The organism is Mycobacterium pseudokansasii (assembly GCF_900566075.1).
GTDB lineage: Bacteria > Actinomycetota > Actinomycetes > Mycobacteriales > Mycobacteriaceae > Mycobacterium > Mycobacterium pseudokansasii.
In genome coordinates this window covers 41,559-64,384 of the sequence record NZ_UPHU01000002.1, presented here as the reverse complement: position 1 = coordinate 64,384, position 22,826 = coordinate 41,559, and the positions used below count along the sequence as shown (strand labels likewise).

General features: G+C 66.1%; 16 protein-coding genes and 1 pseudogene. 8 read left to right on the top strand and 9 right to left on the bottom strand.

The window, feature by feature from the left end; genetic code table 11:
- The first annotated feature begins 20 nt into the window (after positions 1–20).
- The 4 genes from EET10_RS28835 (at position 21) to EET10_RS28820 (ending at position 2,983) form a co-directional block, all read left to right on the top strand.
- The gene (locus tag EET10_RS28835) at positions 21–818 is read left to right on the top strand and encodes an ASCH domain-containing protein (protein WP_051493636.1); all 798 of its coding nucleotides are present in this window, start codon (positions 21–23) and stop codon (positions 816–818) included.
- A 2-nt stretch (positions 819–820) separates the two neighbouring features.
- The gene (locus EET10_RS28830; RefSeq protein WP_036395563.1) at positions 821–1,621 is read left to right on the top strand and encodes a glutathione S-transferase family protein; all 801 of its coding nucleotides are present in this window, start codon (positions 821–823) and stop codon (positions 1,619–1,621) included.
- Positions 1,618–2,070, top strand: a complete 453-nt coding sequence (locus EET10_RS28825) for a hypothetical protein (protein WP_051493634.1) — start codon at positions 1,618–1,620, stop codon at positions 2,068–2,070. The genes EET10_RS28830 and EET10_RS28825 overlap by 4 nt, the downstream gene beginning before the upstream one ends.
- A gap of 61 nt (positions 2,071–2,131) precedes the next feature.
- Positions 2,132–2,983 carry a DUF2637 domain-containing protein gene (locus tag EET10_RS28820; protein WP_080692218.1) on the top strand — a complete coding sequence of 284 codons (852 nt, stop codon included), beginning with the start codon at positions 2,132–2,134 and terminating at the stop codon, positions 2,981–2,983.
- Between the two features lie 83 nt (positions 2,984–3,066).
- On the opposite strand, the gene EET10_RS28815 is transcribed toward EET10_RS28820, so the two are convergent.
- Complete coding sequence (locus EET10_RS28815) at positions 3,067–3,513, bottom strand: helix-turn-helix domain-containing protein (RefSeq protein WP_036395561.1); 447 nt, start codon at positions 3,511–3,513, stop codon at positions 3,067–3,069.
- A gap of 153 nt (positions 3,514–3,666) precedes the next feature.
- Here EET10_RS28815 and EET10_RS29945 point away from each other — a divergent pair, with 153 nt between their 5' ends.
- Together EET10_RS29945 and EET10_RS28805 are read left to right on the top strand one after the other, a co-directional pair.
- Positions 3,667–5,628: a PE domain-containing protein gene (locus EET10_RS29945; protein ID WP_167480282.1), complete on the top strand. Its 1,962-nt coding sequence runs from the start codon at positions 3,667–3,669 to the stop codon at positions 5,626–5,628.
- A 259-nt stretch (positions 5,629–5,887) separates the two neighbouring features.
- Positions 5,888–6,895, top strand: a pseudogene (locus tag EET10_RS28805) (PE family protein); the annotation flags it as partial.
- Positions 6,896–6,917: 22 nt separating this feature from the next.
- On the opposite strand, the gene mobF reads toward EET10_RS28805, so the two are convergent.
- Positions 6,918–12,863, bottom strand: coding sequence for a MobF family relaxase (mobF, locus tag EET10_RS28800; protein ID WP_051493625.1), 5,946 nt, complete (start codon positions 12,861–12,863; stop codon positions 6,918–6,920).
- A gap of 368 nt (positions 12,864–13,231) precedes the next feature.
- On the opposite strand from mobF, the gene EET10_RS28795 reads away from it, so the two are divergent.
- Complete coding sequence (locus EET10_RS28795; protein WP_051493623.1) at positions 13,232–13,690, top strand: hypothetical protein; 459 nt, start codon at positions 13,232–13,234, stop codon at positions 13,688–13,690.
- A 72-nt stretch (positions 13,691–13,762) separates the two neighbouring features.
- Here the strand turns inward: EET10_RS28795 and EET10_RS31480 are convergent, their stop codons facing one another.
- Positions 13,763–13,924 carry a hypothetical protein gene (locus tag EET10_RS31480; RefSeq protein ID WP_225723110.1) on the bottom strand — a complete coding sequence of 54 codons (162 nt, stop codon included), beginning with the start codon at positions 13,922–13,924 and terminating at the stop codon, positions 13,763–13,765.
- A gap of 51 nt (positions 13,925–13,975) precedes the next feature.
- Between EET10_RS31480 and EET10_RS31475 the strand changes: the two genes are divergently transcribed.
- Positions 13,976–14,278, top strand: coding sequence for a hypothetical protein (locus EET10_RS31475; protein WP_225723109.1), 303 nt, complete (start codon positions 13,976–13,978; stop codon positions 14,276–14,278).
- 335 nt (positions 14,279–14,613) lie between these two features.
- On the opposite strand, the gene EET10_RS28785 is transcribed toward EET10_RS31475, so the two are convergent.
- The 6 genes from EET10_RS28785 to EET10_RS28760 all read right to left on the bottom strand — a co-directional run bounded on the left by EET10_RS28785 (position 14,614) and on the right by EET10_RS28760 (position 22,813).
- Complete coding sequence (locus EET10_RS28785; RefSeq protein ID WP_036395552.1) at positions 14,614–15,456, bottom strand: phosphoadenosine phosphosulfate reductase domain-containing protein; 843 nt, start codon at positions 15,454–15,456, stop codon at positions 14,614–14,616.
- A gap of 7 nt (positions 15,457–15,463) precedes the next feature.
- Positions 15,464–15,664, bottom strand: coding sequence for a thioredoxin domain-containing protein (locus EET10_RS32575; RefSeq protein WP_404824108.1), 201 nt, complete (start codon positions 15,662–15,664; stop codon positions 15,464–15,466).
- 1,248 nt (positions 15,665–16,912) lie between these two features.
- Positions 16,913–17,353: a hypothetical protein gene (locus EET10_RS28775; RefSeq protein WP_051493621.1), complete on the bottom strand. Its 441-nt coding sequence runs from the start codon at positions 17,351–17,353 to the stop codon at positions 16,913–16,915.
- Positions 17,350–19,431, bottom strand: coding sequence for a hypothetical protein (locus EET10_RS28770; RefSeq protein ID WP_036395549.1), 2,082 nt, complete (start codon positions 19,429–19,431; stop codon positions 17,350–17,352). The genes EET10_RS28775 and EET10_RS28770 overlap by 4 nt, the downstream gene beginning before the upstream one ends.
- Positions 19,428–21,350 carry a hypothetical protein gene (locus EET10_RS28765; RefSeq protein WP_051493619.1) on the bottom strand — a complete coding sequence of 641 codons (1,923 nt, stop codon included), beginning with the start codon at positions 21,348–21,350 and terminating at the stop codon, positions 19,428–19,430. Before EET10_RS28765 ends, EET10_RS28770 begins: the two co-directional genes overlap by 4 nt.
- A complete protein-coding gene (locus EET10_RS28760; RefSeq protein ID WP_051493684.1) occupies positions 21,350–22,813 on the bottom strand; it encodes a tyrosine-type recombinase/integrase in 1,464 nt (487 codons plus the stop codon). The genes EET10_RS28765 and EET10_RS28760 overlap by 1 nt, the downstream gene beginning before the upstream one ends.
- Between the last annotated feature and the right edge of the window lie 13 nt (positions 22,814–22,826).

Sequence of the window (22,826 nt, the reverse complement as noted above, 5' to 3'; positions counted from 1 at the left end):
TCACGCGAGTAGGACCGACTATGACTCTGGCCGTCTCTGAGCACCACCCCGACCTGTGGACACCGACGGTGGCCGGCCCGCAACCGCGCGTGCAGCGCGCGGGACTGCCGGTGCCACGCGGTGCGGTATCGGTCGCGGCCGGCACTGCGTTCGCCAACACGTACGACACCCCGGCGCTGACCGATGAGCAGCGTCTCGGGGCGACGGTGCGCTATGCGGTGTCCCTCGCAGGCCAACCAGACCGACTGGCCGACATCGCCGCCCTGCGCGGGCGGGACTTGTCCTGCACCTGTGCTCTGGGAGACCCCGGATGCCATCGCGGGGTTGTACTGGACCTTGCCAACCCGCCGAGCTCGCTGTATGCCGCGACCGGGCACGCGATGGGCATCACCTTGCGCCGACCGTGGGCCTCACTGCTGCTCGTCCCAGAACGACTGGGCGGCAAGACAATCGAGAATCGAACATGGTCCTCCGACTACCGCGGGCCGGTGCTCATCTACGGCGGTACCCGCATCGACGACGCGGGGGTGAAGGCAGCCAGCAACGCCGGCATGAACGCCGGGTGGCACACCAGCCAGCAAGGGTGGCTGGGCGCGGCGGCCCTGGTCGACGTGCACCGCTCTCGCGGATGCTGCCAACCGTGGGGGCAACCCAAGGTCCGTCCTGACGTTCCGGTCTATCACTGGGTTTTCACCCATCCCCAACGGCTCGCCGACCGCACCTGGGGCCGCGGCTTCGTCGGTCTGCGACCCACACCGTGGTCGGTTCTGGTCCGACGCAGTCTGCTCAACCCCACCACCAAGAAAGGAGGGCACTAGCGATGACTGCCCTGTTCGATTACGACATCTACGACCACGACAACACCGACCGAGAGGCACAAGACCGCGACGCGCTGCGGGTGGAAGCTGAGAAGAAAGCGCAGGAGCGGGCGCGAGAGCGCCGCAATAAACTGGTGGGCCGAGTCGATGTTTTTGACGAGCTGCTCGACGGTCAGGTGGACTTTCTGGCCGGATCGCCATCGATCGCGGACGTCGCCGCCTTCTTCGGCATCGCGGACAGTGTCTTGAACCGGCTGCTGCGCATGTTTCCCGATGAGTTCGCCTTAGACGGGTGGACCGCGCCGCGGTCCCGCGGCGGCAAGGATCGGTGGACTGATCGGGCGATCGTGCGGGCGGCTCTGCTGCTCGATGAAGTGCCATCAGCACCTGCGGCCGAGATTCGCTACCGTCTCGACGTAGCAGCACTTCCGGTGGCGTTCTCCAGCCGGTACTTCCGAATTACGCAGTGCGAGAAGCTGTTCGCTCAAGCGATGGCGGTGGTTGAGGACGTGCACGGTGATTCGTCTCCAGTGGACATCTGGCGCCGGTTTCAAGAAATGCCGCGCTATGAACTGCAAGCACTTACCGTAGCGCTGGCGGCGTTGGTGCCCGACGATGTCCCTGGCACAGGGTCTTTCCTGCGTACGATCGGGGGGCGGCAGGGACGAGTCGCCGAGGGGCTTGCGCAGCTGATCCCGGTTCGGTCGAATCTGTATGAGCGTCGTCGTCGCGCCGGCCGCGAGCCGCGTTCATCCGAGCCGGGCGGTGTGGCGGTCATAGCGCGGCGTGGGCGGCGGCGTTGACCACGGCCGACACCATCGCGCTGCGCGAAGGCCTGCTCGCAGAACTTCGTCGCAGCCCCGTCCCGCTGTCGACAGCCGAACTGGCACAACGGATGCCGTGGAAGTCGGAGCGAACCCACGCTCCCTGCGCTCAGCTGTGTGACCTCAAACGACTCGGTCCGGGAGTCAAAATCGTTGAATGCCATGCGGACTGGCACATTGTCGCCTACCGCCGCACCACTCACGGCTATACCGGCGTCTATCGGCACCTGCGCAGCCTGGAGGGCCATGGCCTGATCCGCAGGACAATTCGAGACGGCCGCAAACGGGTCTGCTGGACCGTTGTCGAGCCGACCCCGCTGCCGGCGCCGGCGGCCGGCGACACCGCCAGCCGCGACCAGGACCGGCCCGACGATGACCGCCCGCCCGAGGATCTCGACGCCAGGACCGCACACCAGGTGGCCTGCTGAACGACCAGCACAGCCACGCCGCACATGACGTCTCCACCTATGTATTTGCGAGAGGACAAAAATGACGATGGAAGCGAGCATCCAGCGACACCCCTGGGCTGTGCTGGCTATCCGGGCCGCGGCCGTGAGCCTGGCCGTCTTCGTCGGTGTGGCCAGCTTCTTTTTGAGCTTCACCGCGCTGGCCGACGTAGCGGTACGGTCACACGTCCCGCCCCGCCAAGCCTGGCTGTGGCCTTGCACGGTGGACGGAGCGACGCTGTTGGCCACCCTCGGCGCTGTGGTCTGCATGTCCGAACACGGCGCCCGGCGGTTCTTCTGGGCCGTTCTGATCGGCGGACTGCTAGTCAGCGTCGGCGGCAACGACCTGCACGCGGTCCTGCCGCCTAAGCAGGAGTTGCCCTGGATGCTGCGGGCCGCGGTAGGGGCTGTTGCTCCGATCGCGGTTGTCGTCAGCATCCACGGTCTGACGATCCTGATGCGGGTGCGTCGACCCAGCTCGGCCGCCGATCAACGCGCCACCCCGGCTGATCAGCAACAGACGGAACGCCCGCGCGACGTGCCCGCACCGACACGCGAGTCGGTGACCGCAACGGCTACCGCAGCGGACCGGCCATGCCTCCACGAGGGCGTGGCCCCGGCGCCCGCGGCGACCCCGCCGATTCGCGACCACACTGACGCTGACAAGGGGTCGGTGTTGCCGTACGTCGATTTGGCCGACAAGGTGCTCGGAATTATCACGGTCAAAGACATAGACCGCGAGGAGATCGCAAACGTTTTGCGGATGAGCTACGAACACAATCTGCCCAACCGGGACATCGGTCGCCGCCTGACGCTGCGGCACCACACGGTCGGCAAGATCATCGATGCGAGCGCACAGGTCCTGCGCAGTGAGTCGTTGGCCAAGGTTTGCTAATGCAACGCCACCTTGGCCATGAGGAAGGTCGCCTTTGCCGACGAAGTCCGCCTTCCGCAGGCCCGGCCGCGGGGGTGCCGCAGCTATACCTGCGTTCCGGGCGGACGGCTTCGGGCGCGGCGATAAGCTGCGCGGTAAGTATCAACGCTGATACCCAGTACCGCAGCAAGGGTTCTGGCGTTGTGGTCGCTCAGCGACTGGTCGGCGCGCTCAATCGCCCGCAGGGTTGTGGTGGCGATTTTGGCGGCTGCCGCGAGTTCGGGTTGTGTCATTCCTTTCATGACGCGCCAATCTCCGGGGTAGCGCTCTTCGGGGTCAATGCAGACGACCTGGTCGATTGCAGCGCCGAGAACGTCCATGACGCGTGCAAGGAGATCCACCTGTGGGGTGCGGGTGCCAGCTTCCCACGCATGGATGGTGGAGGTCCCGATGTCGCCCAGTCGTGCTAGATCGGAGACGCTCAAGCCGCGTTCCTGGCGGAGTGCAGCGAACTTCGCAGCATCAAATCCGCGCAGCACTCGCCTGGTCATCGGCGCGTTAGGGGCGTCATAGCTAGACAGGTTCACATTAACTCACATGCAGTGTTCAAGGCGGGCGACTTTTCGCAGCGTCTTAACGTAGACTAACGCCAGGCAGTGCCGCCCGCTTTCCAAACCCCCGTCCGACTACACACGAGGATTCCCATGTCTTTTCTCTTCGCCACCCCAGAGTCGGTCACGGCGGCGGCATCGCAGATCACGACGATCGGATCCGCGCTTGACCAGGCCAACACCGCGGTGAAAGCATCGACAACCACGGTACTGGCAGCCGGCGCTGATGAGGTCTCGACGGCTATCGCCACACTGATGAGCACACACGGGCAGGCATACCAGACCGCCAGCGCCCAGGTCTCGCAGTTTCACAACCAGTTCATCCAGCTACTCAACGCCAGCGCAGGATCCTACGCAACCGCCGAAGCCGCCAACGCCAATCCACTACAGGCGGTAGAGCAAGAACTGCTGGGGGTAATCAATGCGCCGACGAACACGCTGCTGGGGCGCCCGCTGATCGGTGACGGTGTTGCCGGCAGCGCAGCGAATCCCAATGGTCAGGCCGGTGGATTGCTCTACGGCAACGGCGGCAATGGCTACAACGGTTTGGGCGGCGCGGGCGGCGCAGCCGGGTTGATCGGCAATGGCGGGGCCGGAGGCACCGGCGCCCCCGGCCGAGCCGGCGGAGCCGGAGGAGCCGGCGGTTGGTTGTACGGCAACGGCGGGGCCGGGGGTGCAGGTGGCCTTGGCGGCGCTGCTGGCGGCATCGGTGGGGCCGGGGGGGCCGGCGGTGCGGCCGGACTATGGGGCAACGGGGGAGCGGGTGCTACCGGCGGCGCCGGCGCGGGCGGGTCGAGCCCCGCCGTCGGTAACGGCGGCACCGGCGGCGCCGGGGGCGCCGGGGGTGCTGGTGGCACTGGCGGACTGCTGTATGGCAACGGCGGGGCCGGGGGCGCCGGCGGGGCTGGGGGTGTTGGCGGCACCGGCGGGACCGATCCTGTGTTGAACGGGTGGGGGTACCCGGCCGGGGCGGGCGGCGAGGGCGGTGCCGGCGGGGCGGGCGGTAACGGTGGATGGATTTACGGGCACGGCGGCGACGGCGGCGCGGGCGGGGCGGCTGGCCATGGCGGCACGGGCGGGCCAGCCCAAATCGTAGGTGGATTTGGCGGTCAGGGCGGAACCGGCGGAACGGGCGGTGTCGGCGGCGCCGGCGGCCATGGCGCGGCTCTGATCGGCAACGGCGGCGACGGCGCCACGGGCGGGGCCGCGGGCAACGGCGGCACCGGAGGCCGCGGCGCCACCGTCGGCGGCGGCGGAGGGGCGGGCGGATTCGCCGGCACCCCAGGCACCGGCGGCGGCGCCGGGCCCGGCGGATTCCTGTTCAGCCAACCCGGCATCGCCGGCGCAACCGGCCCCCTCGGAGGCAACGGCGGCGCAGGCCCCTCAAGCCCTATCAGCGTGCCTGGCATCCAGCAAGGTCTGGGCGGCCTATCACAACAATTCCAAGGCCTGATCACTAACGCCGGACTCAACGCCAACCTCATTGTCTACAACGCAGCGACCAACGCCTACCTCGTCATCGACCAGATCAACGGCAGTATCAACTACGTCGGCGCGTCCATCACCAACGGGCTAAACAGCCAGATCGCCGGCATCAACCTGGCCGTACAGCAGGCGATCCACCAAGCGGCTGTGAACGCGCAAAAGACAGTGCTCAATGCCGCCGGCTTAGGCTTCTTGGATCCCGGCACCGGCAACCTGGGCCTGTTCAACGTCGGCGACAACAACCAGGGCTTCTTGAATTTCGGCAGCGGAAACAATGGTTTGCTGAACTTCGGCGACGGAAACAACGGCAGCTTCAACCTCGGCTACCGAAACAACGGGAGCTTAAACTTCTTCGGGGACAACAACATCGGCAGCTTCAACCTCGGTGGCAGCAACATCGGCAACTTCAACGTCGGCTTCAACAACATCGGCAACAACAACTTCGGCTTCAACAACATCGGCGACCGCAACTTCGGGCTGGACAACATCGGCGACAGCAACCGCGGAATCGGACTGATCTCGAACAGGGCACTCGGATTCGGCCCGCTCGCGATAGTCCTGCCCTTCTGATCTGTCGCCGCCGCCCGCGTATGGTCCAGCCAGTTTGTGCTGGCCCAGTCCTTGATAGCTCACCGATTTGCGCAGGCGACGGGCGCACCTCAATAGGCCCAAGCCTGTGCCCAGAATCAAATGCGCGAAATGTTGTTTGCCCGCCTATAGACTGACGCCCCCGGCGGGAGCCTGACGGAAGACAGAGCAAAACTCAACTGCTCCGATGCACCAGCCACCGCGGATACTGGCAGAAGACCGTCACTTGGAGGGGTGTTCGATGTCGTTCGTAGTGCCTGAGACAGTGGCGGCAGCCGCGACGGGCTTGGGGGAAATCGGGTCAGCGATCACCGCAGCAAATGCGGTTGCGGCGGTTTCCACGGCTGGATTGTTGCCCGCCGCGGGCGATGAGGTCTCGATAGGCATCACCGCGTTGTTCAGAGCCTACGCCCAGGCGTATCTGGCGCTAAGCACGAAAGCGGCTGCATTTCACGAACGATTCGCACAGACACTCACCGCGGCCGGGAATGCATATGCCTCTGCTGAAGCGGTCAACGCCTCTCCGCTGCAGGTCTTCGAGCAGACGGTGCTCAATGTGATCAATACACCCACCCAAACACTGCTGGGGCGCCCGCTCATCGGCGACGGCGCAACCGGAACTGCAACACACCCCAACGGATTTGACGGCGGGCTGTTGTACGGCAATGGCGGCAACGGCTATAGCCCCAGCACCGGGGTCGGCGGCAACGGGGGTGCTGCAGGGCTGATTGGCAACGGTGGGATGGGCGGTACCGGCGGGAGCACAGGGAATTCAGGTTTTGCGGGAGGTAACGGCGGTGCTGGCGGCATGCTGGTCGGCTTCGGCGGCATCGGGGGTTTCGGCGGGTCCAGTACCAATACCGGGGGGGCCGGCGGCACCGGCGGTGCCGCAGGCCTGATCGGTGTAGGCGGCTTCGGCGGGACCGGTGGGTTCGGAGGGAGCATTGGCGGCGCGGGTGGCCGCGGCGGCTTCGGCGCCCTCATCGGCTTCGGCGGGCCGGGCGGGTTCGGCGGGAACGGTAATTTCTTAGGCGGCGTAGGGGGTCAGGGAGGAGCTGCTTGGCTGTTGGGCGGGTTTGGTGGCGCTGGTGGTGACGGCGGGATCACAGGTGGAGCGGGCGGCCCGGGCGGGTCCGGCGGGCTTGTCGGCGGCGACGGCGGTCCCGGGGGCGCCGGCGGGTTCAACGGTGGCGCCGGCGGGGTCGGCGGCAAGGGTGGCCTCGTTAACGGCAACAACGGTGCCGCCGGCAGCTAGCGCTACGGGTTGCGATCTACAGTTCGCGGGTGTGGTCGTGTTCGCGGTCAGTTGCGTCGATGCGGTCCCACAGGTGAGCATGTACCTGGTAGCCGGTGCTGTGTTGTTGACGTAGCTGGCGGCGACGGCGGAGGGCGTCGGTGACCTCGGTGTCAAGTAGTGCGGGGTCGCAGCGCTCGGCTTGATCGAGGACTGCGTCGCGGTCGGGTTGGGCTGCTCTGCGCGCGGGGGTGGCCGTGGCGACGGTGAGGGTTACCGACCAGGGGAGGTCCTGGTGTAGCAGGTTGAGGAGGGGTGCCGACGGCGCCGGGGGCCAACCTCGGTCCTCGCCATCGACGAGGAGCAGGCGAGCGCCGGTGTCGGCGGCGTGTTCGGCCAAGTCGGCGAGCACTTCGGGGGCCGCGTGGCTGGCCCGGTCGACGACGATGGTGGTTTGGTTGTCGAGTTGTTCGCCCTCGGTGGCGATCAGGCGGTGCAGGTCGGCGACGGTGTGCACGGCTTCGGCCGGATCGGGTTCGGCGATGCGAGCGGCGCGGTCGCTATCGGTGCTGCACCACAAGATGCGGTGCTCGCCGGTCCGAGCCGCCTCGCGCAGCACCCGCAGCGCGTCCAGTGCCGCCTCGCTGTCGCCGGCGTGCACGGCGGTGACGGTGAAACCGCTGCGCGTCATGGCATTGAGGCCTCGGGCGGTGTTCTCGGACAGCTCGGCGGCGAGATCGGGTCTGATGCTGAATCCGCGCTCGATTTTGTAGTCACCGGCGGCGGTGAGCATGTCGAGTTCGGTGTGCAGCGCGGCCAAGTTTTCGTGGATGTGTTCAGCGTTTCGCGTCTCAGCTTGGGCGAACGCGAGTGCGGTGGCGGTTTCGGCGCGCTCGAGCGCCGCGGCGAGGCGGTCACGTTCGGCGCGGGCGGCTTTGAGCGCGGCGCTGTCCTCGTCCTGGGCTCGCCCGCGGGCGGCGTCGACGTGCTCGGCGGTGACGATGCGGTCGTTGCCGCCCGCTGCCTGAGCGCGGCGGGCCATGGCGTCGGTGAGTTCGGCGTGGAATTGGGCGGCCGGGGTGGTCTGTGGCAGTGCCATCAGGGCGAGGCGGACCGCGGCGCGAGCGCTGACCAGGTCCAGTTCATCGGCGTTGGGGTCGTTTTGGAGTGCGGCGAGCTGGTCGCGTTCATGTTGTACATAGGCGGTCATAGCGTCGTAGTGTTCCTCGGCATCAGCCCAGCGAGCCATCACGTCCTGGACCGCCAACAGGTAGGGGCGGTCCTGTTCGGCCCGGGCTCGCAATGCCAGCAGGGCAGGCGCAGCGGCCCGCATCGCTGGCCCCTCATCGGCCACCACCAGGGCACGTTGACGGTTCAGGGCTTCGGTGGCGGCGTGATACTGGCGGCGCAACGCCACGACATCAGCCACGACGTCGGCGACCGGGCGCGGCAGTGGCCGCTCGGTCAGCAGATCCTCGAACGCTAACTCAGCGTCGGTGTCGAATACCTGCGCGTAGGGATCTGGTGGAAGTTCCTCCTCCTCCAGGGCCGGCGCAATGAAGCTGCCGCCGTAACCGAGCCCGAGTTTGGCCAGCAGGGCGTCATCAGAGAGCCCGGCGGTGTGCAGATGATCATCGTCGGTGACATATTCGGGATCGGGGTAGCGCAGTTGGAGTTCTTCGTGCTCTTCGGCGGTCAGCGGCGGCTGGTCCGGGAGCGGGATGTCGTCACGGTCGTAGGGGTGTTCCCCGGTGAACAGGTCCACGGAATAGGTCAGCAGGCGCGCGTATTCGTCGGCACGGATCGGCGGGCGGTGATCGTCGGCGGCGTCGTCAGCGTCGCGCAGATGCTCGTAGGCCACCTGGAGCAGTTCGCGGGGTCGCCAGCGGGTGGGGTCGGCGTTGTCGATCGCGGCGACCAGAAGCGCGAACGCCGGGTCAGCAGCGATCGTTTCAGCAATGGCGCTGCCGAACACGGCGGTCAGATCCGGCAACCAGGCCGGCCGCAAATGCTGGTGGGTTGCCTCCATGACGGCCGGTTGCAAGCGCCCTGCCAGACGCCACCACAGGGCGGCGCCGGGCATCTGGTCGGGCAGCGGTCCCTCGGCGGCGACGTCGCCGAGCAGCTGGGACAGGTTGATGTCGGTGCGGGCGACTTCGGCCAGATGGCCGGCCAGTTGGGGCCAATAGGGGTCGCGGCGCACCCGCGGATCGATGGTGTCGACGAGGGCCTCGAAGCGGGCGGTGTCCGGCGTGGTGCGCCCGATCGCCTGGGCGGCGGTGTCTTCGAGCATCCTCTGGATGTGGCGGTCGCGGACCGCGTATTGCTCGGGTCCGGTCAGGCGGGTGTCAACCGGCGACACGTCGTGGGCGGCGCGGAAGACCGCGATCTCGGCGCGCAGCTGCGGGCTGGCATCCAGCAGTGGCCGCGCCCACGCCGGGGCGTTACTGGCGTCCCAATTGGCTGCGGTGTCGCGGATGGTGGCGGCCAAACTGGTCACCAGGTCATGGCGAGCGTGCAGGTAGGCCGCCTGGTCGTCGTCTCCGAGGAGCCCCGTCGGCAGATCAGGCAGCCAGCGCAACGGGCCGGTGCGCTCCGCATGCGCCGCGGTGCTGTCGAGGCGCCAATCGAGCACGGCCGCCGGATCTGCGGCGGTGCTCAGTTCGCGTTGTGCGACGGCCTCGCGCAGGCGGGTGATGGGGTTGTCCCCCGAGATGGCGATGGTGGCCAGGTGCATCCGCAGCACGGGCCACGCCGGCATCCGGGTCAGCCCGGTGTAGACCTCATCGGCGGCGGCATCGATTCCGGCCATCCGAACGGGACCGAGGGTGTTTTCCGCCAGTGCTCCCACGGAGTGGGTGTACATCCGCGCGGCCATGCCCAGGCGGGTGAACGGATCTGCCGCTGTGCGGGCTTCGGTGGTGGCCGACACCTGCGCGCCGTCGTGGGCCAGCACGCGTTCGAGGACGTCGATGGCGGTGTTGGGGTGAGTGGCCTTTGGGGTCAGGACGTTGTGGGCGTCGGTTTCTGCGGTTTCGAGGTACACGTGGCTTTCATCGGTCGCGCGGGTCATCGCGACGTAAAGCTGCTGGCGCGAGAGGCTCTCCGAACCGATGATGTGACACGTTCCGGTGCTGGTGCGCGATCCGATGGTCATGCCCTGGGAGGCGTCGATAGTGGAGGCGTAACCCAAGGTGGTGTAGGCGTTGACGTACCAGGCGGGCAGCGTCACTTTCTGCCCGGTGTCGATCCGGGAGACAGCCAGGGAGCCGTCGTACTTCACCGTCTCGACGCGCCAGCGTTGCCCGTTGCGGACGAAGTCGCGGCCCCCGGCCAGCCGCAGCGCGCGTTTGTTGCGGCGAGTGGCCACGATGTCACCGGATGATGCGCGCAGCCCGTCGGCCAAGTTGGCTTCGCGCAGCTGCGCCGCCGTGGCGGTGTGTGTTGGGTCGGCGGCGAGCGCGTCGAGACGGTCGGCGCGGGCCCGTTCGTTGAGTTCAGCGACGACGTCGTTGGTGGGAGCCAGCATCGCCGAGTCGTGGCCCGCGGCGGTGTCGGCGGCCCATCGGCTGTAGGCGGCGCCGATGATGGTGTCCCCAGAACCGACGTGGATGCGGCTGTGGTCGGCGTAGAACGCCAGCCCGGCCGGGTCGCCCTCGCGCAGCGCCAGACCGGCATGGGCTTCGGCGCGCGATTTGAACCGGACGACCTCGGTCAAATTGAGGGCGCCGTAGGTTCTTTCGATGTCGCGCAGGATGCCGCCGGCGGAGATCGACGCCAGCTGTTTGTCGTCACCGATCGCCGCGATTTTCGCGCCACACGCCTCGGCGATGGTGTTCACTTCATCGAGTTGCAGGGTGCCGGCCTTGCCCGCCTCGTCGATGATTATCAGCGTGTTTTCGTCGATCTTGTCGAACCACGTGCGGGCCGGATCATCGGTGGCATCGGGGTTGCGGCGCAGCCAAATGAATTTGTCGATGGTGTCGGTGGTGGCTTTGATGTCATCGCGCAGCACTTGGGCGGCGTTGGCGCTGGGCGACAGGCCCAGCACGGTGCCCCCGGATTCCTCCCATGCCCGCGCCAACACCGACATGGCGGTGGTCTTCCCCGTCCCAGCGGGTGCCAACGCGAGCTCGAACCGCGATCCCGAGCACGCCATCTCCCGGACCATCGCCTCTTGGCCGGCGTTCAATGTGCGCCCACGTTCGGCTTTTTCGGCCAGCAACGCCATCTCGATCAGCTCGGGGTCCAGGCGGCGGCCGTCGGTCTGTCCGGCGGCGTGCAGGACCCGTTTTTCCGCCGAGAGGATGGCCTGGCTGGTGAACAGTTGGGTGCCGTGGGTGCTGTACACACTGGCGCCGTCGCGCCGTCGCAACACCGCGGGTTCGGCGAGGTCGGTGTCGGTGGTCCGGGCGTGTTCCACGCTGTTGGGCTGACTTAGGGCGGCGGCGGTGATCGCTTCGACGACGTCGTGATCGGTGGCCCAGCCCGCCGCCCTGGCGACACGGAGGGCCTCGGCGTAGACGTGGTTGCGCTGCCAGCTCGACCGCGATTCGGCGACGGTCTCCACGACCGCGCTGGCCTGTTCGGCGATCCATTCTTCGGTGATGTCGGCGGCCTGGCGGCGCCGTGGTGTGCGAGCAGCCATGAGCATTTCTGACAGTGCTTGCGGGCTGCCGAGGATCTCGACGGCTTGGGTACGCCACTGCTGGCGCTGCTCGCCCAGGGAGCGCGGTTCGTGCTTGGCGGTGCGGGTGTCCAGGGTGGCGCGCTGGTGCAGCGCGATCGCTTCGATGGTGGTCGGTTCGCGCCCGTGGTCAGCTTGAAAAGCCTTGGCCAACTCCGTGTAGCGCGCTTTGATCATCACCCGCCGCGAGGAGAAACCCTCATTGACTTCGGTAGGCACACCGACGATCTCGCGGACCGGGCGCTTGCCCCGTTCGGCCGGGGGTGTCTCGGCGAAATGCAGCCCGACGCGTTCGACGGAGAGCGCTTCGATGCGGGAGTTGTAGAACTCCGAGGCCGCGACCGTGCCCTTGAAGAGTGGTCGGCCATCGAGAGCCAGCCAGCGGTAGATGCCGTCGTGTCCGCGAGCGCGGACCTTGTTACTCACCGCTAGGTGGGTGTGAAGGTCGGGGTCTCCGGCGCGGCTGTCGCGGTGAGTGAAGGCCGTGGCAACGACGCCGTCTACGTCGAGTTGAGCCACTCCCTGGGCGCCCATGCGGGTGAACGCCATATTGCTTTCGATGTAGTCCAGCGTGTCCGCGACGGCTTGATCGTGGATCTCCTCAAGGGTTTTCGCCATGTCGTGCGGCGCCAGCGCCCACAGCACGGAGAAACTCTTGACCGGGCTGAACGTGAAGTCGTATCCGGCGGTGGAGGTGGTCTGGTCGCGGGTCTGGGTCGCTATGAAGCCGGTCAGTTCCCGATCATCAAGTGGCGGCCGGTCATAGGTCTCGGCGAACAACTCGCGGGCGATGGCGGTGCGCATCTTGGCGCGTAGCGTCTCGTCAATCGGGGCGTTCCACGACAGGCTCTCGCTGAGGTTGTGGTCGCGGTAGGCGACCGCGAGGCGGCGCTGTAATTCGGTGGAGGCGTCGTTGATGATGAAAGGGCGGCCAAGGCTCACAGCCTCTTTGGCAGCAGCCTTGGGCACACCCATGTTCGCGATCAGGTGCTCGGCGATCTTGCCGGCATTCGGATGCAGCCCGAGACCGAACAGCGCCTTCATCTGGTCCTCGGTGACCGCCGAGCCGGGCCCAATCCGCCACATCCGGTCTTCGAGGTCGGTGACCCAGGTACGCGACGGTGGATCGGCCAAACCGGCCAGCCCTTTGCCGACCCACCGTCCGGGTGATTCGCCTTTTTCCGAGTAGTAGTCACCCAGGGATCCGCGGCCCCGTTTGTCGGCGTCGTGCGCGGCGGTTTGGCGGATCAGGTAGAGGTACCCGTCGCCCGCTGTGAGCTTGTGAATGCCCATCATGACCGCATCACAAATCAACGGTAAGGGCCCATCGGGACACTTCCAGGGAATCTCGCAGCAGCTACCCCCAACCGGACCGTTACCGTTGTGTGACCTTAGTGCAAGAGGTGTGTGGTGCGAGGAGGGGCTGAAAGCAGGAGGGTGCAGGTGATGAAGCTCATATGGAGGGAAACGGGGAGACGAAACGTGAAGGGTGAGACGAGGGTCAACCATGAGGGTGAACCGATGGAAAACTGGTCAGCAGCAAAGCGGAAGTGAAGGGTTGAAACCGAACAACGAAGGGCAGCCGGACGCGGGGCCGGCAGCCCACGCAGGGGTGCTGCGAGATTCGCCGGAAGTGTCCGGGGTCCCCCCTACGATTGGCCACCATGGAAAAGACCACGAGTCGCAAGTTGGCCCGTCGGCGACTGCTGGAGGCCCAGCAACAAGCGGCGGCCGCGCGTGAACAACGTGAGCGCGCCAATCTGACCGATATGACCGAGTTCACGGTGCGCATGGCGCAGGTGGACGAGGTCGACGCCTGGTACGCCGGACGTGTCGAAAAATTGCAGGACGAAGCTGACCGCAAGCGGCACGCGCACCGCGTCGCCGCCGGAAAGGCTCTGCACGCAATGCGATTGCGCGGCGAGACGATGGCGAGCATCAGCGCCACCACCGGCCTGAGTGTCAGTCGGCTGCGCGAACTGATGAAATACGCCTCCGAGGACCACACCGACGATGACTCGTCTTCGGACGGGCCAGACGCCCAAGTGGTGGCGCTGCCCAACCGTGTGGCACCGGAGGCCGTTGACCACACACCCACCGAAGCTGCGTTGGGCGCCCAGTAGCGGGCTGGTTCAACTATGTTGGGCGACAGTAAGATCACCGTGAGTGGGCGCGCCCACCGGAGTTCGCGACCGCTACCGCTGCGTGTTGACCCAGCCGAGCATGCCGACGAGATCGCGCGCTTCCAACAGCGCGTCGTCATGGGTCCACTGGCCACCGATTGTGCGATCTGGCGGGGTGGTCTCAGTGATGACGGATACGGGGTTTTCCGCATCACCCGAAACGGCGTTCGTCATGTGGTGCGGACGTCGCGGTACGCGCTTGCGTTGTCGCTCAAGGGAACTGTGTTGCAGCCGGACGTGTTCGCGCTCCATGAATGTGACGACCCGATTTGCGTCAGGGTCAGTACCGCCGAGGATGTCGTACGGGGCCTGGGCGTTCACGTGGTGGGCGGCGATCGACGCGACAACATGAGGCGGATGGCGCGGATGCGGCGCGGCGGTGGGCGGCGAGCGATCCTGACACGCGATGCCGGTACGGCGGCGCGCGCCGCGCGGTCACGCGCGATCCGCGCCGCGGTCGCCGATGGCTGGAATGCTGATCTGGTGGCCGCTGCCTTGCTCGGCGCAGTGCAGCCGACCCTGTGGTGACGACAACCGTGTGCCGTTCGGCGGTGGGCCGCCGTTAGGCGTCGTCGTCGCCCCAGCTGCGTCCGACGAACTGGACAAACTCTTCTGGTGAGCCGCAGTAGAACTGGGCGGTCGCGTCGTGATCGGTGCTGCACGGAGTTTCGTTGGCTTGGTCGCAGATGGTCGACGGTGATCTGATTGGAGATCGGGCGGCAGTCGGCGTCGGTGAGGTAGATCCACAGTGCCGCGAGTGCAGTGTCGCGGTCGGCGTGATCGGCGTGATCGGTGACGGCGACCGACGACGCGTCGGCGGCGGGGGCGATGGTGAGCATGTGCACGGCGACTCCTTGGGCGAGTTACGCGATCTCGGCCAGATCGAGCAGCGCGAGTTGCGCGTTGCCGTGGCGGGTATCGGTGATGATGTCGGCCATTGACAGGTCGGCGCGGAACGTGTGGCCGACAGCGGCTTCCACGGCGGCGTACTGATCGGCCAGGGCGGGGTTCAGGCGTGCGGAACAAATCAGGTCGGCACGTGAGGACAGCACACAGAAGCGACACGACAGGCGGGACATGCCTGCCGCGTACGCCGCGTGGGGCCGAGTGCCGGCCGCAGCGATGCGCGCCCACACGTCGGCGACGGTGTAGTGGTGAATTGGATACCACTCGTCCACGTGGCGTCTGCCGTTGCTGGCGGCCTGGTTGGCCGTGTAGGGCACGCGGCGAGCACGCGCGGTGCTTTCGGCCGCGCGTAGTCCCATCACGTTCAGCAGGCGGACTGGGCGGTCGACAACGGTTCCGTTGTCGCGAAGCTCGGCGACCAGGCTGGTCATGATCTTGCGGATGGGGCCGCGCTTGTGGTCGCTGGTGCACCAGCGACGCGCGGCGTCGGGCCACATGCCCCGCGTGGCGACGCGCTCGAGGATCGTTTCGGTGTGGCCGTCACTGGCGGTGCGTCGGGCGAGCTCGAAGCGCAGGCCGTAATGCGCGGCATGTTCGGCGGCGAGTTCAGGCACCCCATCCCATTCGGCGTCGCCCAAGTCGGCGTGAACGACGACAATCTTCGCGAGCGCGTTGGCGGCGCGGGCGTGCTCGACGACGACGTCAAGACTGGCCTGCGAATCCTTACCAGCGCTGCTGTTCACCAGGACGATGTCGTAGGCCCCCAGGTCGGGCGCCGGGCCGGTGGTGACCGTGTCCATGAACGACTCAGGCCGCCTGGTTGGCGACGGCCTTGATGCGGTCGGGCCGGAATCCCGACCAGTGCTCGTTACCCGCGACGACGACTGGCGCTGAGAGGTATTCTCCAGCATCCGTATGTCTCATGAGACATCCGGATTCTCGTTGTTCTGGGCTGCGGTGCACGAATTCCAGCTTTCTGAAGCGCCGAAATGTTGTATGCCATTGCACTGAGGCGGATGTTGGGTGACGGTGATGTTTTACATTCTTCTCCGGGTCGTCATGTCTCCATTTAAGGACGACGTCGTTGCCCCTATTCTATATGCCCTGAATGGCGCAAAACAACGCTCATCTGGGATATTTAAGCAGCATTGTGATATTTGTTGATAACCCTTTAGTTGTGGACTAGTCCAGTGCCCGTTCCGGAGTACTACGACGCTGAATTGACGGCACACCTGCTGTTCAGGCTGCTGTTCGCGCAGCCTCCCGAGCGTCCCAGGTGTAGGGCTTTACTAGGCATCTATCCTTCTCATCGCGTGTTTGCCTGACCTTTCTCGCAACTGCAGCGATTGCACTATCCCACCGCGTCCTTTGGCCCTTCTCGCGATGACTATGTGACCGGCAAAGGGACGCGGGAGCGCAATGGTCACGAGCGGAACGTTTTCAGCGAGCGAAAGCCAGTGCGTTCTGAAAAGTTTCCCGTCCTGTGGGCGATAGCCCTTGGCCTTGCGCGGAGCGACCAGTCGGTCAGAGTCGAAATCCGAGAAGGACTAGCGAACGTCAGTAACAACCGGCTTCTGCCCGAGTTCGTCAACCGGACCGGGGTAGCTGTTGGGACGTGGCGGAGTCGCGCCACCGGTTGGTACGGCGGTCCTGTACACGCAGCGTGGCCTACTCGCGAGAAGCTGGGTGAGATCGCCGACGACCCACGAACGCGAGCGCTTTGCGTGGTCCCTTGGGGTAATGGCGAAGTCGACGCATGGGCGGCCGCCGCACAACCCAAACTGCTCGGCCCCGCAGTTCGTCTGGAGCCGAGCTCCGGGCTCGATCCGATTGTGGTTGAAGGATTGAAGACGCTCACGCACTCGGTCAACATGGCGAACGACCTGGCTGGGTCACTGGACCGCCGCGACGCCGTCGCTGTACTGCGCACGTCTCAAAGACGGCGGTTACCGGCTTCCGGCAGACTCGGTCTACTCCTGGGTAATCGCCAACGGGTGGGCCGCACGGGGGTGCTGAGCGGCTCCGTTCCCTCGCAGCCGATTTCGAGGCAGGCAAGCGCCCGCGGCTGCAGGGCGGGTACCCATTGCGTTCCGACATCCTCGATGTCTGGCGTCAGGAAGCATCGCAGGCATGACCCGTGCATCACACGACCAGTCGGCCGCGGAACGTGTATCAGGCCCTACAACACTGGACTGGCTTGGCTCTGGCCGTGATCGATCTTGGTGCGACAACGCGAATTGGCTGGGCAATTTGGCCTCAGCGGTGAACTTTCAGGGCGACGAGCCGGCCGTGCTGGTCAAGTTCTTGACGTAGCAGGGTGTTGTCGTGGTGCAGGGCGGCGATCGCGGTGGCAGCCGCGTCGAGTTGACGGTGCAGGTCCGTGCATTCGCGTGTCTTGTCCGCGAGTTTTCCTCGCAGAGTGCATAGTTCGTCGTTCTTGCGTGCCTCGCGCGGAGTGAATGCGTCGGAGGCGGTGATCCGGGTGTCCCATTCAGCCAGTATCCGCGTGGCTCGGTTCATGGTGGCGCGGCTGACGCCGGCCTCTTTCCAGAGATTGTCTTTGATCAGCCGTCCGTCGGTGCGTTGCGGGCGACCGGCCAGCAGTCGATCCATGGCCTCGCGTAAGCGTTTCGCAGCACGAGGCGACACTCCCTCGTCGTGCTCATCATCATCGGAGACCTCGGGACGGCTGCTCACGGCTGCTCCTTTTCGCCATCGGTCTTGTCGAGGACAGATTCGACGGCGCTCAATTCACATTGCAGCGCTTCCCTGCGGCAGGTCGACACTCCTGGCGTGGCGATGAGGGTGAGCAGGTTACGTCTCTCCGAGGCCCAAATGGGGACGTGCTCGGGGCCGATGACGCTGTTGGGGCATCGGTCCGGGCGACACCGATCGTGTAGCGGTCCCTTGTGGCCTTGAGGAACGACGGCGTTTTCCAGACAGGCTGCGCCGGCTGGGTTGTTCTCATCCATGACGCAGTGGTTGAGGACGCCGAACCGTATGGAGATGCGGGCTTTTCGGAGCAGGGCTCGTTCGACGCTCGCGTCGCCGGCTCGAGCTTGGACTCTGTTCTGAAGGTCGTCAAAGATTTGCGTCATCTGTTCGGCGCCGGGGCCGTAGCCGATCGGTTTCCCGGCTTTGTGTTCTTGGTAAAGGTCCTCGAGTCGTCGGAACCGGGCTACTTCGATCGCGGACTCCAAATGCCCGGCCCAAGAACCGTCGGCGTTGGCGTAGCCCTGGGTCGAATGGTTGGCCAGCGCTCTGGAAGCGATGTGTTTGAGCTGGATGCCTAAGGCGATCTCGCTGCCGGGGAACTGGTCGGTCAACATCGCCATTGTTCGTCGAAACATGTGTGGTCGTATCTGGCCGGGCGGGATCTGCTGCAGTCCGGTCCGGGCGCTGGTGGCGTTGATGTGTGCGGCGAAGGCGTCAAGCATCTGATCGCTGCGGGAGACAGCGGCATTGTGTCGGAGCAGGGGTGGAAAGAGCCGGTCGGGTCGGGTGGACAGCTGCTCCGCGACGACCACGGCTTCGGCGACCGGAGCGGTGATCCACCAGTGCTTGATCGGCAGGCCGGGGTCGTGTTTTCTCTTCGTGGATTTAATAGCTGGTGTTCCGTAGTAGTCGACGATCGAGCCGGGGGCGATCTCATGGATCTCCGAGTCACGCATCATCGACAGGCCCACGACCAGCACGTAGCAGGCGTTACGAAGCATGCAGCGCTCGAACCCTAGAGCGCGAGGGTCGAGCCCGGGATGCCAGGAGGCACTCGTACCGTTGCTGTGTTCGACAAGAACGAGGTCGTCGATGATGCCGGTCGTGGTCGGATGTCCTTGTGCGACCGCCTTCTTGACTCGGGTGATTCGTTGGCCGCCGGTAGAGATATTGCGGCGGAAGACGTTACTCCGCCGGCTGTGATCCGAGCCGATCATCAATGTCAGCAGGGACCAGTGCACCCTGCCTTGATTGCGGCCGGCTTCGGCATGAACCGGGATGGGGTTCGTGGGGTCGGCGAGGTACCGGTCCAGTCGCAAGTCGTGGTCGCCCACCAGCGTTGCCTTGTCGATGAGCTCTTGGTATCGCTGCTGCGCTCGCAGGATGTCGGGAGCGAAGGTGTGCACGTAGGTCCAGGCGGAGCGGATCAACGGGAACCATTGTTCGGGCGGTATGGCGGGCGTGGACACAACCGCACCCTTGGCAGTGTGTGACGCTTTGCGGGCGCTTTTGCCTGCCCAGGGGTCACTTCGCAGTCCGTGACCGGTCAGGGCGGGCCCGTATTGGTGCAATGTTTTCAGGGTCGTGACGTAGTTCCGGATCGTGTTGGCCGCCAGCTGTCCGCGCAAATCCCGGATCGGGCGCCGCAGGTCGGTTTCGTGCCAGTCCGTCAGCTGCGGCGGCAGTCCGTTCATGTGACCCCACCTCGCTAATCGCCGCAGGTGGCTCAACCTGCTGAGCACCGTGGCTGGGTTGGCCGGTGCGGGTTTGAGGTAGAGGCCCGCGGCGGTGACTGCCGGGTGCCGTGGGTTGAACATGATCATGCTCAACTCCCGCGCCAGCAGATTCCACGACGGCTCAGTCAGTTCGTCGGAGAACACCAATGTCCAGGCAGCCGCGGCGAGGTTGGCCGGTCGGCGGATGACGCCGTTGAGGTTCCATGCCTCGGTGTTCCCGAACTGCGGCACCCGAGCGTCGGGCAGCAGCGGATGGGAGCCGATGACAGGTTCGTCGGCGTCGAAGACGCTACTGGGCTGAGGGATTGGTTGCTGCTGGCTCAACGGTCGAACTCCACGTCCGCGGCCAGGGGCAGATGCAGATCGGCCTCACCGGCCTCGATGTGCTTGCCGGCCAACGCTTTCTCCTCATCCGTGCGTTCGGCCAGAACTGCTTGCAGGTTGGCGTGGCTTTGTCCCCACAGCTCGGCGAAGTGCTGCGGGGACAACCGCAGCCGGAGCCGATCGAGGTGCTCAGCGAACAACAAAAGCTGAGGTAGATCGCTGGGCAGGATCCACGCGTTGCGGCATTCCAGACATCGCAGCGGCGCTACCGGGCACAACTCTCCTGACCGCCCATAGGGGGAGTTGTGCGGATCAGAGCATTGGGTCAGTCCCATGTCGAGTGCCCCGCGGCGGATGTCCTCGGCCTGCTGTCTGGTCAGGCCCAATGTCGCCGCCGGATCTGGTGCGTCCAGTACGTCGGTGGAGCTGGTGAGCACCGTCGGCCCTTGCAGCGCCGTGAAGAACCAGTGGTCCTGGGCTGTAGAGATCACCTGGCCAGACATCACGCGCAAGGTGGTGCCCTGGGCATAGTGCCCCCGGAACACTTCCTCGTGGTGGTCGTTGGCCGCGTCGGCGATCCGACCGCCGAAGGCGATGGCCTTCTCGACCTTCGTCGACTTGCGCAGCCGGCGGATGTCGGGTGCTCCCTCGACCGTCACGCCTGCTCCGGCCAGCCAGTCCAGGAATCCGGACCGCTCTTTGTTGGCGGCCCACCACGCGATGCGCAACTCGTAGGCCTGCGTGACCGATGCCGCCACAAACAATCGACCAGCTGTCCCTGGCGCCCGCTGCCGGGCCTGCTCGGTGACGTGCATGAGGCGCCGGATGATCGCGCTGACTTCCCGGTGGGGCCGGTCGGTGAAGTCGACCGGCTCACCGACCGTGTCCGGAGATGCCTCGGTGCCGAAGGTGCGGTGCCGGACCTGCCGGGCCCGCCGCTTGATCAGAGTCAGCCGGACGCCCGAGGGAAGGAACTCGACATCGGTGTCGGTCAGCGCGGTGACCTCCTCGGGCGCGTGCCCGGTGGCCGCCACGAGCAGAACCCGGTAGGGGTGTAGGTCGAGGTGAGCGGGGTAGAGCTGGCTCACCAGCCAACGCACCAGGAGCATCTTCGCGAGTCCTGGATAGACGGGCCGACCAGACTGTTCGATGCAGGCCCGCAACTCCGCTGGCCACCGTGCAACGACGGGCAGGTTCTCGCGGATCTGTCTCGGCGTGATCTGCTGACGGGCGAGGCCCCAGAGCAGGTTTGTGACGTCGGTCCACCCGTGCTCGGCGGGGTGCCGCCCCCGTGCGGCCGATGCCCAACCGTCGGCAAGTCGGGTATCCAGCTGGTGTGCCCACGCCCATGCTGCGCGGACCAGGGCACGTTTGTCCGTGCGGGAGAACTCGTCGAGTTCCTGGCTGCTGCCTGCGGGCACTCCGATCGCGCCGTCGACCAGGCGACGCAGATTCGGGGTGACGGGTCGCTGTTCGTGCTGTGCGCGGCGCGCGATCAGCGCTCGCACACTCCTGGCGAATCCGGCCGGTGTCGTCGAGCCCGCTGGGTAGCCGGTGGGAAGGGATCGCTCCCATTCGTCCAATACGGCCGCCACGTCGGGGTGCTGGCCGTTCAAACTGGCCCGGTGGGCGTCCTCGCCGAGTAGCAGGTCGACTTTCGTGCAGAAGTGTCGGATCGATCGTTGACCGTGAGCGACCGAATCGTGCGAGATTTTGCTGGTCTCGGCGTAGTCGGCCCATTCGTCGGCCAGCTCACCGGCCAACCGAGCGCACCGGAACTCGTTGGGGTCGAACGTGACTTCCCGCAACGTCCCGCTTCGGTTTGTAGCTCGCACCATCCGAATGCCGATGCGGGCCGCCGGCGCCGGCTGCTCGGGGACCGGTGGGAATTCACGCTGGTGATCTCCGCGGCGCGGCATCAGCGGTCACCGGCCTCGGTGAGCATCCGGCGGGCGATATCGGCGTAGGTGTCACCTTCCTGCACCGTCCACGCTGAGAACGCGGCGTCCACCGCGTTCATCGGGTCGTCCGTGTACTCCAGGTAGGCGTACGTGCTCGCTGGGCTGGAGTGTCCGAGTCTGCGGCTGACGATCAGCAACGGGTTGTGCTTGATGTGACCGCCCAGATAGGCCAGGTGGCGTCGGCGCCGCGCCACCGCGTCCGGCTCGTCGCCGTCCATCTGCCGTTCTAGATAGGACAGCAGTTGCAATGCGAAGGTGTGCCTGGTGTCGTGCCATCTCCACCGCCGCCGGGGCAGCACCGGCGCCTCGGGGTGACCGGCGTGAACCTGCATCCGCTCCCAGGCGTCGCAGCGGATCCGGTACCAGGAGGACGGGCCGAGCATCTGACCGCCGTGGCCGATGAAAACCGCCAGCGGCTCGACACCATTCTCGTTCTCCTGCATCGTGATCCGCCGCAGGTCCGGCTCCATCGCGGACATGGTGAACGTCCGGCGCTGACCGTCAAGGACACCACGCAGCTTTCCCGCCTCGTGATCAACGCGGTCGACCACAAACAACTCCCGGCGTCGCCGCGCCAACGACCTCGCCGAGGCGGCGACGAGCTCCGGGCGCTCGATCAGCAGGAAGTTGTCCACAGCATCCACCGCCGCAGTGGGAACGTAGATCTCGCGGTACTTGCCGTACTTCGCGCATGCCTGCACCGCAAAGTCAACCGGCTCGCCGGGCCGGCGCCGTCCGGCACCGAGTTCGGGCAGTAACACTGTCGACCACTCTTCCGGGCGCATCCCCGTGCTTAGCGCTAAATCCGCGGCGGCCCGGTTACGCAGCGGCGCCCGGCCCCGGAACACCGGGCTGACCTGAGAATTCGGAAGTTGGCCGCCGAGACCGACGTCGCGGAAGTACCGGTACTGTGCCAGGGTCATGTGCCGGATGTCCATGCCCCGCTGCACGCGGGGCGCCAGCGGATTGCCACCCTTGCGGGTCATCCGCAGCGGTCGGTGCCCCAAATGGCCGTGTTCGACCAGCCATCGGTAGAGCTGGTTGAGCAGTTGGGCTTCCTTCGCCCACGTCGTATCACCGACCGGCTTGTCCTGCGTCTGGGTCCGCAGAACGCGGTATGCCTGGAAGTCTGATTCGGTCGGATCAAGCAGGCCGCGGCCGCGGGACTGAAGGAAGTGGACAAAGCGCCGCACGATGTAGGCGTACTCATGCAACGTCTTGGCGTCCTTATCGTCGTACGCCAGGTGGCGAAACCACGAACACAACGGCTCGATCGGCAGCATCGTCATCTCGTCGAGAAATACCGGTGTACCCGCCGGGATCGCCCGATCCTCCAGCAACCGCACAACTTCGGCCGGGTCCAAGACCTGTCCACCGAGGTGCTTGCGTACCAAGGACGGGCCCACGAACGACAGGAACAATGGCACTCCCCGG